This window comes from Fimbriimonadaceae bacterium (assembly GCA_019638775.1).
Lineage (GTDB): Bacteria > Armatimonadota > Fimbriimonadia > Fimbriimonadales > Fimbriimonadaceae > JAHBTD01.
On record JAHBTD010000122.1, the window covers coordinates 1 to 1,027 of the forward strand.

A 1,027-nucleotide genomic window follows, 5' to 3' on the forward strand; every position below is an offset into this window, starting at 1 on the left:
TTCCGGCTCCCGCTGCGGCAGATTCGCCTTCATGGGGAAGTCGGTCTTCGGCAAGTTGAGAGTCGATTTATAGTCCATAGGTACTCACGCTGTCGGCTGACAGCCTTCAGCGATCAGCATATCAAGAGGTTACACGCTTCGTCTCAGGTGATCTGGTGGAATATACCGGAAGGAGACAAGAGGAACCAGTGGTTTGTTGTGGGCGAAACCCGTCAAGTCCCGAGCAACTGAAATACTATGGTGCGTTTGGTCGTTGAGGCGATCGGTCATGGACAGAATCGTCAAAAGCGTCTATCGGCAAGGCCGCAGCGAGGCGCACGGCGCGAGGAATAACGAGCGCCACGTTTGTGCGCCCCCGCGAGTCGGTGAGCGGGCAGTGTCTTAACAATATTCACGCGTCAAAGCGGCACGCATCTGAGCGACGCGAGAACGCAGCCGGAAGCGGTTTTCACGATTCTGTCAGCTGAGGGCCATCATGCGGTCCAACGCCACCTTCGCCAATTGTTTTTCGTCGTCCGGAACGACGATTCGGTTGACGACATGTCCCTCGGCGAGATTTTCCAGCGCCCAGCAGAGATGCGGCGCATCGATGCGGTACATGGTGGCGCATTGGCAGACCGTGGAAGAGAGGAAAAACACCTTCTTGTCTGTCTGCTCATGCTTCAGGCGATTGACCAGGTTCAATTCCGTGCCGACCGCCCAGGTGGTGCCAGCCGGCGCGGCCGTGATCGTCCGGATGATGTACTCCGTCGAACCCACCAGGTCGGCCTTGTTCACCACATCTTCATGGCACTCGGGATGCACGATCACCTTCACCTCGGGATGCTGCTTGCGGAAGTAATCGACGTGGGACGACTGGAACATCTGGTGCACGCTGCAATGGCCCTTCCACAGGATCAGCTTCGCCCGCTGAATGGCTTCAACCGAGTTGCCCCCGCGCGGCATGTAAGGATCCCAGACGATCATCTGCTCGCGCGGAATGCCCATCTTGTTGGCGGTGTTCCGGCCGAGATGCTCGTCGGGGAAG

1 protein-coding gene is annotated in these 1,027 nt (G+C 58.1%); it reads right to left on the bottom strand.

Translation table 11 applies throughout. The annotated features are described in order from the left end of the window. Positions 1–459: 459 nt before the first annotated feature. Positions 460–1,027: quinolinate synthase NadA (nadA, locus tag KF784_20380; protein MBX3121414.1), on the bottom strand; the 568-nt coding region annotated here is incomplete at its 5' end.